The organism is Blautia acetica, assembly GCF_038739805.1.
In the GTDB taxonomy this organism is placed as follows: Bacteria; Bacillota; Clostridia; order Lachnospirales; family Lachnospiraceae; genus Blautia.
Map to the genome: position 1 here is coordinate 81,776 of NZ_JBBEWO010000014.1, position 8,753 is coordinate 90,528.

Below are 8,753 nucleotides of genomic sequence, written 5' to 3' on the forward strand. Positions count from 1 at the left end.
GTTGTACCAGAAAACCTCCGGCAGGGACACCAATTACAGATGTGTCCCGTCCTTTATGATAAACTGGAGAAAATTCCGGACCGCCGGAATCATATAATGGTCTTTTAGATAGGCCAGATAAACGGTATGAACCAGATGTATGTCACGAAGCGGCAGAATCCGGATATTGCGTTTGCGGATGGCCTCCGTATCTGCCACCAGGGCTATGCCGAAATCTTCCTCCACAAGGGCAGAGATGGCGTTTTCATCAGGGGACTCGCAGATGAAATTCGGGGTGATTCCGTGGGAAGAAAATATCTGCCGCGTATATTTTCCCAGACCGGAGCTTTTGTCATACCCAATCAGCGGATAGGCGCTAAGTTCAGACAGGGAAACCGCGTCTTTGGCGCACAGCGGATGTCCCTTGGGCGTGATGACGGTCATATTCTGGTGGATAATAGGAATAAACTTAATATTTGGTTCGTTTTCCATATAGGAACAGAACACAAGGTCAAAGAGCTCCTTTTTCAGTCCTTCAATCAGTTGGGGTGTGTGGAGCTGATGGAAGCTGAAGGTAATGTTCTTATAGCGTTCCTGGCTTAAAAAACGCCTTACAGTATGAGGGATATAGCGGTTCGCCAGGGGAAAGACATATGCAATATCAACGTGTCCCTCATCCTGGGCAAGCTGGTGCATACGAAAGAGGGCAGTCTCCGTCTCATGCAGAATCCGCTCTGCGTGTTCCAGAAAGATTCGCCCGTATTTGGTAAGCCGCACATTGCGTCCCTGCCGTTCAAAAAGAATGATGTTCAGCTCCTCTTCCAGGGAAGCAATAGAGCGGCTTAGGGAAGGCTGGGAAATATTAAGTTCTGCGGCAGCCTGCCGGAAATGCTGATGTGCGGCAACTGTCCGGAAATATAATAACTGATTTAATGTCATATCAAATTCCTCCTGTCAGACATTATAACACAATTAATAGCATAAAGGTATCGAAAAAGGTAAAAAGATGTATTAGAACTATCCGGCGGACTGGATTATAATTAAGAGCAGCTAAGTTGTTTAGTAATTAACAAAGTCAAAAGGTACAGACAGATACCGTTATGAATGGAGGAAAATAAACATGGCAGAAAGAATTACAGGTCACACAGAATTAATCGGACTGATGGCATATCCTATCAGACATTCCAGTTCCCCGGCCATGCACAACGAAGCATTTGCCAATCTGGGACTTGATTATGCATATATTGCATTTGAAGTGGATAACGACTCTCTGGAGGATGCGGTCAAGGGACTTCGCGCATTGAAAATGAGAGGCTCAAATGTGTCCATGCCTAATAAGACAGTGGTACATAAGTATCTGGACAAGCCTTCTCCGGCAGCAGAAATGTGTAAAGCAGTAAACACGATTGTCAATGACAACGGAGTGTTGACCGGACATATTACGGATGGTATCGGATATATGGCGGCGTTAAAGGATAATCACATTGATGTAATTGGAAAGAAAATGACCATTGTCGGCGCCGGAGGAGCAGCCACAGCCATTCAGGTACAGGCAGCGCTGGACGGAGTAAAAGAGATATCTATTTTCAATGCAAGAGATAAATTCTGGGACAATGCAGTTGAAACGGTAAAGAAGATTAATGAAAATACAGAATGTAAAGCTGCTTTATATGACCTGGCTGATTTGGATAAGTTAAAAGAAGAGATGGAAGACAGTTATCTGTTTACCAATGCCACGGGAGTAGGAATGAAACCCTTAGAGGGGCAGACCTATATTCCGGACAAATCCTTTTTCCGTCCGGATTTAATTGTCATAGATATTGTATACTTCCCAAGAGAAACCGCTCTTCTTAAAATGGCAAAAGAAGCCGGCTGTAAGACGATGAATGGTCTTGGTATGATGTTGTTCCAGGGGTCAGCGGCCTTTGAACTGTGGACCGGACAGCCTATGCCGATAGAGTATATGAAGGAAATTTTGGATATTAAGTATGAATAAGAGAAGCAAGCAGAAAACGAGGAGGATATAAGATGAATCCAGTAGTAGTCAGAAATGTAAAAATCGGAGAGGGAATCCCGAAAATCTGTGTTCCCATTGTGGGCGTCACAAGAGAAGAAATCCTTGCAGCCGGAGCCCGTATCCGGGAAATCGGAGCAGATGTGGCAGAATGGCGCGCAGACTGGTATGAGGAGGTATTCCATTTGGAAAAGACCAGGGAGACAGCCGGATTACTTAGGCAGACGCTGGGTGACCTGCCCCTTCTTTTTACATTTAGAACATCAAAAGAGGGCGGGGAAAAAGCCATGGAAACCGAAGCGTATGTCCGTTTGAATCAGGAGATGGCAGAAAGCGGAAGTGTGGATTTGGTGGATGCAGAGCTCTTTACCGGAGATGAGGAGGTCAGACAGATTGTAAAAACAGCGCACCAATGCGGTGCCAAGGTCATTGTTTCAAACCATGATTTCCATAAGACGCCGGACAAGGAAGAGCTGTTAAAACGTCTGTGCAAAATGCAGGAATTGGGAGCGGATATTCCGAAGATTGCAGTTATGCCGCAGAATAAAAAGGATGTATTGACACTTCTTGCAGCCACGGAAGAGATGACAAGCGTGTATGCAGACCGCCCGGTGATTACCATGTCTATGGCAGGAACCGGAGTGTTAAGCCGTCTGTGCGGAGAAGTCTTTGGATCTGCATTGACCTTTGGAGCAGCAGGAAAAGCTTCTGCTCCCGGTCAGATGGCAGTGGAGGACTTAAAAACTGCACTGGAGCTTCTGCATAAGAGTCTGTAAGCGGAACAGCGGCAGTTTGCAGCTTATTCGTCAGAAACGGTCTGGTCAGGGGATTTCCGGTAGGCGTTGGGTGTCATGCCGCAGGTACGCTTGAACAGCCTGGTAAAGTAGTGAATGTCTGCAATACCGCACCTTTCCGCAATGGATTTAATCGGAACATCTGTCTTGGCCAGAAGGGTTTTGGCATATGAAATCCTCAGATTTGTCACATAATCTGTGAGAGAAATTCCTATTTCTTTGGAAAAAAGGGTGGACAGATAGCTGGCATTGACGCCCAGGTGCTCGGACAGGGTTTTCAGTGTCAGGTCTGCGCTCAGGTCGGTTTCCATATAAGCCAAAACCTTTTTCAGCAGAGGGGAGTGTACCTTGTGCTGGTGTTCCTTTACAATCCGGCAGTAGCCCAGTACGATTTTTCGCTGGTGCTCGAAGACCTGCTCCACGGAGGTGAGTTTTTCCAGTGTGGAAACATTATGGTTGGAATACGCATCAATGTGGACAGGGTGTACACCGGCATGTTCCGTAGCTTTGCGCAAAAGGGTATTCATGGTAATGGTATAATCCTTCACGTCTCGTAAGCTGTTGGAGGTGCGCTGGGGAAGGTAAAGGCTTCCGAAGCGGGAAGTTAATTCCAGAGCCCGGCTTTCCCGTCCGGAGGAGACTGCGCTCATCAGTATATTTTCGGATTCGTAGCGGTCTTCAATGACATCAATATTGGAAAAAGGATGTTCAGCGCTGCGAATATAATTTTTGTAGGTATTGTCCCAGTGGTCGAAAAAGTCTGCATTGGAATAGATAACTTCACATTGTTCTTTATACATGGCTTTCCCAAGTTCCAGAAACAGACTTTCAAACATGGAGTAAGACGCTTGGAAGGGAAGGCGCTGATAGTAGTGCTGCAAAGGTTCTCTCAGCTCTTCCGGAAGAGAGACAGAGGCAAAAATTTCGTTAAAACGTTCCCCTTGAATTTTTTCAAACAAAACAGGACCGCAGTAGAAAATCGTTTCTTTATCCGGAAGAAGCAGATAAACAAAGGTGCAGCGGAAAATATCCGTATTAAAATAAATCTTACCGGGCTGTGCCTTTTGAAAAAGCTCCCGAAAAGAATCGGAGGTATCTTTTAAGTTCAGAATATCGCTGCGCAGACCCATGTCAATATGCTCAAAAGTTTCGTCGGACAGATTCAGGCGATATGTGGACAGGTAGTTTGTCTGTAAGATATTCTGTGTCAAATCAACTAATTCGTCATATTTCATAAGCATTCCTCTTACAATCTGAAAATCGTGCAAAAAACCATAAAAATCATCACTATTATTTTCGCATAAAATTACATATAATATTATACAAAAGGGCTTAAAATAAATCTACGAAAATATCCAAAGAACACAAGGAAAAGGAGAGAAAGCTATGCGTAGAGTGATTAATTTAAACAATGACTGGGCTTTTATTCAGCAGGATGCCGGACTTCCGGAAGTTATGCCGACAGACTGGCAGACAGTAAGCCTTCCTCATACCTGGAATGCCATTGACGGACATGACGGAAACGGCGGTTACGATAAAGGCAGATATTGGTATGCAAAGACATTTGCAACTCCGAAACAGCCATTGGGCGGCGGAAAAGTATTTGTGGAATTTCTGGCAGCGGGACAGCAGGCGACTGTTTATGTAAACGGAAAAGAAGTGGTATATCATGAAGGCGGATATTCAACTTTCCGTGCAGACATTACAGAGGTGTGCAAAGAAGAAGGAGAAAACCTTCTGGTTGTAGCCTGCAGCAATGAAAGAAAAGAAAGTGTATATCCACAGTCTGCAGACTTTACTTTCTACGGCGGTCTGTACAGAGGTGTAAACCTTATCAGCGTACCGGACGCACACTTTGATTTGGAATATTACGGAGGCCCTGGAATTCAGGTTACACCAAAGCCATGTGACTGCGGCGGTGCAACATTCGACATTGTTTCTTATGTAAAAGAAGCAGATGAAAACTTTACTGTATTATATTCTATCTGTGACGCGGAAGGAAAAGAAGTTGCAAGCGCATGCCGTCCGGCAGACAGCACAGCAGTAACGGTATACGTTCCGGATGTGAAGAAATGGGATATTGATACACCTTACCTTTACACAGTTACAGCAAGACTGGAAAGAAGAAACGAAACTTACGATGAAATCTCTGCTCGCGTAGGTGTCCGCAGCTTCTCCTGTGACCCGAACAAGGGATTTATCATCAATGGAACAGAAACACCGCTTCGTGGTGTAAGCCGTCATCAGGACCAGTTATATAAAGGAAATGCTCTGACAAGAGAAGACCACTTTGAAGATGCAAAAATCATCAAAGAACTGGGTGCAAACACCATTCGTCTGGCTCACTACCAGCATTCACAGGATTTTTATGATGCCTGCGATGAAATGGGATTTGTAGTATGGGCTGAAATTCCGTTTATCAGTGTGATGAACAAAGACCCGGAAGCTCACCAAAACTGTATCAGCCAGTTAAAAGAGCTGATTATCCAGAACTACAATCATCCTTCTATCTGTTTCTGGGGAATTTCAAACGAAATCCTCATCGGTGGTATTTCCGAACAGTTAGTGGAAAATCATAAAGAACTGAACGCTCTGGCAAAAGAACTTGACCCAAGCCGTCTGACAACCATTGCCCATGTATCTATGACACCGATTGAAGGACCAATGCACTACATTACAGATACAGAAAGCTACAACCACTACTTCGGATGGTACGGCGGAAAAATGGAAGACAACGGCCCGTGGCTGGACAACTTCCACAAGATTCATCCGAACATCTGTCTTGGTGTTTCTGAATACGGCTGTGAAGGTATTATCACATACCACGGTCCGAATCCTGCATGCAAGGATTACAGTGAAGAATATCAGGCACTGTACCATGAACACATGGCTAAGGTACTTGATGAGCGTCCATGGATTTGGTCAAGCCATGTATGGAATATGTTTGACTTTGGCTGTGCAGCTCGTGATGAGGGCGGTGTAGCAGGAAGAAACAACAAAGGTCTTGTGACCATGGACAGAAAGATTAAGAAAGACAGCTACTACATTTACAAAGCATACTGGAATAAAGAGCCTATGGTTCACCTTTGCGGAAAACGCTACGCACAGCGCGCAGGCGAAACAACAGAAATCCGTGTATATTCCAACCAGCCTTCTGTAACACTGTTCTTAAACGGTGAAAAAGTGGAAGAGCTGACAGCAGAGAAAGTATTTGTCTTCACAGTAGCATTAAAAGACGGATTTAACGTCCTTACTGCACAGGCTGGTGACTTGAAAGACACCATGACTCTGGAAAAAGTAGAAAAAGAACCGGAAATCTATGTTCTGCCGGAAGTAAATGAACGTGCAGAAGGTGTTGCGAACTGGTTCAGCACAGTGGGCGACATGGACTTAAAAGCCCCAATGGAATTCCCGGAAGGCATGTACAGCATTAAAGATACAATGGAAGAACTGGCAAAATGCCCGGAAGCTATTGAAATTGCAGCAAAAGCCGTAAAACTGACTATGAATATGGTGGTTGCTCCAGGTGAAGGCATGTGGGATATGATGAAAGGCATGACACTGGAAAGACTCGGTGAAATGGCTGGGGATTTGGCTCCGGAAGGTTTTGTGGAAAGTGTAAATGCAAAACTGATTCAGATTAAGAAGAACTAAAACTTGCAGTTAAAAACAGGAAAAGGAGAAAAAAGCATGGCAAGAACAAATACTTCGTCCGTTTCGGCATTCGGAATGAAGGACAGACTGGGTTATATGTTTGGTGATTTTGGTAACGACTTCACCTTCATATTATCTTCAATGTTTATGATGAAATTTTATACAGACATTATGGGCTTATCCGCAGGAGTTGTGGGTATGCTCATGATGGTAGCACGTTTTGTAGATGCGTTTACAGATGTTACTATGGGACAGATTGTAGACCGTTCCAGACCTACAAAAGACGGTAAGTTCCGTCCGTGGATTAAGCGTATGTGCGGTCCCGTGGCGATCGCCAGTTTCCTGATGTATCAGTCAGGACTTGAGGGTATGTCCTATGGATTTAAGGTAGCGTATATGATTGTTACTTACCTGTTATGGGGTTCTGTATTCTATACATCCATTAATATTCCTTATGGTTCTATGGCTTCTGCAGTTTCTGCAGACCCAACAGACAGAGCATCTTTATCTACATGGCGTTCTGTAGGTGCAACTCTGGCCAGCCTTGTAATTGGTACAGGTACACCGTTGATCGCTTATGTAACTGTAGATGGCAACCCAGTTCTTTCCGGAAGCCGTATGACAATTATTGCAGGTGTGTTCTCTGTATGTGCATTTATCTGCTATATTCTTTGCTTTAGCCTGGTTCGCGAGCGTGTTCCAGTTGAGGCGAATAAACAGAAACTGGATTTAGGTGCTCTTGGAAAGAGTCTGATTACAAACCGTTCTCTTCTGGGAATTATTGCAGCAGCGATTTTGCTTCTTCTGGCTATGCTTGGCATGCAGGGAATGGCAGCTTATGTATTCCCTAATGTTTACAGAAGTACGCAGGCACAGTCCGCTGTATCTCTGCTGAGTAGTGTAGCAATTCTGGTTATCTGCGCTCCGTTGGCAAGTAAGCTGGCAGCAAAGTTTGGTAAGAAAGAATTGTCTACAGTATCCTGTATCTTCGGAGCAGCCTGCTATGTAGTTTGTCTGATTGTACATCCGGATAATGTATGGGTTTATGTACTGTTTTATGTACTGTCCTTTATTGGACTTGGATTCTTTAATACAGTTATCTGGGCTATGATTACAGATGTTATTGACGATTCTGAAGTAAAGAATGGTATTCGTGAAGATGGAACTATTTATGCAGTTTACTCTTTTGCGAGAAAGCTGGGACAGGCATTTTCTTCCGGTATGATTGGTAGTCTGCTTTCCTTAGTAGGATATACAAGTGCAACAGCATTTGACCCATCTGTTACAGAAGGAATCTTCACGATTTCCTGTATTGTACCGATTATCGGTCTGACAGCAGTGGCTCTGGCTCTGTTTTTCCTGTATCCTCTGAACAAGAAACGCGTAGAGGAAAACGTGGCAGAACTGGCTCGCCGTCGTGGTGAAAAATAAAAAATTTAGAGAGCGATTTGTTCGCTCTCTTTTTTTGCAAAAATGTAAAAAAAGTGAACTCTCAAAAAATTTAAAATAAACTGTTGACAACACTATTTATAAGTGTTATATTACAGATAGAACAAGAGAGGAGATACCAAGAGGAAGCAAAAAGGTACCGAGTCTCAGAGTTCCGAAATCGACACTTTGGATTTCCCAAAGTGCTAAAATAAATTTGTATGTCATTGGAAAGGAGATATGACTTATGATGATGCCTAGTATTTTTGGAGAAAGTTTATTTGATGATTGGATGGATTTTCCGTTTGAGAGAGAGTTTTTCGGAAGAAAGAACCCGCTGTACGGCAAGCATGAAAAGAACATGATGAAGACGGATGTCAGGGAGACAGAAGGAACCTATGAACTGGATATCGACCTGCCGGGATTTAAGAAAGAAGAAGTTTCCGCCAAACTGGAAAACGGCTATCTGACTATCAGCGCAGCAAAAGGCCTGGATAAGGACAAACAGGATGAAAAAGGAAACTATATTCGCAGAGAACGTTATGCAGGCGCTATGAGCAGAAGCTTTTATGTAGGCGAGCAGGTACAGCAGGAAGATATTCATGCGAAATTTGAAGACGGTATCCTGAGATTGACTGTTCCGAAAGAAGTGAAAAAACAGGTGGAAGACAACAAATACATTTCCATCGAAGGATAATAACGACAAAATTGCATACATTTGACATAAGGAGAGCGGTTCCGCTGGTGTAAAACCTGCGGAACCGCTTTTTTGTGTCAGCAATGAAATAAACCACCTGCTATGCGGGTGGTGGGAGAAATCTTTAGATATAAGCAAGAACTCCTGTGCTATGATGAATGTGGGTCTGCAAAACCACAAATAAAAG

General features: G+C 43.9%; 7 protein-coding genes. 5 read left to right on the plus strand and 2 right to left on the minus strand.

From position 1 onward, the window contains the following. Positions 1 to 33: 33 nt before the first annotated feature. The gene (locus tag WBS51_RS10540) at positions 34 to 918 is read right to left on the minus strand and encodes a LysR family transcriptional regulator (RefSeq protein ID WP_294460384.1); all 885 of its coding nucleotides are present in this window, start codon (positions 916 to 918) and stop codon (positions 34 to 36) included. 181 nt (positions 919 to 1,099) lie between these two features. Here WBS51_RS10540 and WBS51_RS10545 point away from each other — a divergent pair, with 181 nt between their 5' ends. Further along, positions 1,100 to 1,975, plus strand: coding sequence for a shikimate dehydrogenase (locus tag WBS51_RS10545; RefSeq protein WP_294460387.1), 876 nt, complete (start codon positions 1,100 to 1,102; stop codon positions 1,973 to 1,975). A gap of 32 nt (positions 1,976 to 2,007) precedes the next feature. After that, a complete protein-coding gene (aroD, locus tag WBS51_RS10550; protein WP_173750109.1) occupies positions 2,008 to 2,769 on the plus strand; it encodes a type I 3-dehydroquinate dehydratase in 762 nt (253 codons plus the stop codon). 23 nt (positions 2,770 to 2,792) lie between these two features. Here the strand turns inward: aroD and WBS51_RS10555 are convergent, their stop codons facing one another. Next, the gene (locus WBS51_RS10555; RefSeq protein ID WP_294460389.1) at positions 2,793 to 4,022 is read right to left on the minus strand and encodes an AraC family transcriptional regulator; all 1,230 of its coding nucleotides are present in this window, start codon (positions 4,020 to 4,022) and stop codon (positions 2,793 to 2,795) included. A 151-nt stretch (positions 4,023 to 4,173) separates the two neighbouring features. Between WBS51_RS10555 and WBS51_RS10560 the strand changes: the two genes are divergently transcribed. From WBS51_RS10560 to WBS51_RS10570, 3 genes are all read left to right on the plus strand, one after another. Then, positions 4,174 to 6,441 carry a glycoside hydrolase family 2 protein gene (locus WBS51_RS10560; protein WP_173750111.1) on the plus strand — a complete coding sequence of 756 codons (2,268 nt, stop codon included), beginning with the start codon at positions 4,174 to 4,176 and terminating at the stop codon, positions 6,439 to 6,441. A gap of 36 nt (positions 6,442 to 6,477) precedes the next feature. Beyond that, the gene (locus tag WBS51_RS10565; protein ID WP_294460393.1) at positions 6,478 to 7,872 is read left to right on the plus strand and encodes an MFS transporter; all 1,395 of its coding nucleotides are present in this window, start codon (positions 6,478 to 6,480) and stop codon (positions 7,870 to 7,872) included. Positions 7,873 to 8,116: 244 nt separating this feature from the next. Continuing rightward, on the plus strand, positions 8,117 to 8,566 hold the full coding sequence (locus WBS51_RS10570) for an Hsp20/alpha crystallin family protein (protein WP_173750339.1): 450 nt from the start codon (positions 8,117 to 8,119) through the stop codon (positions 8,564 to 8,566). Positions 8,567 to 8,753: the final 187 nt, after the last annotated feature.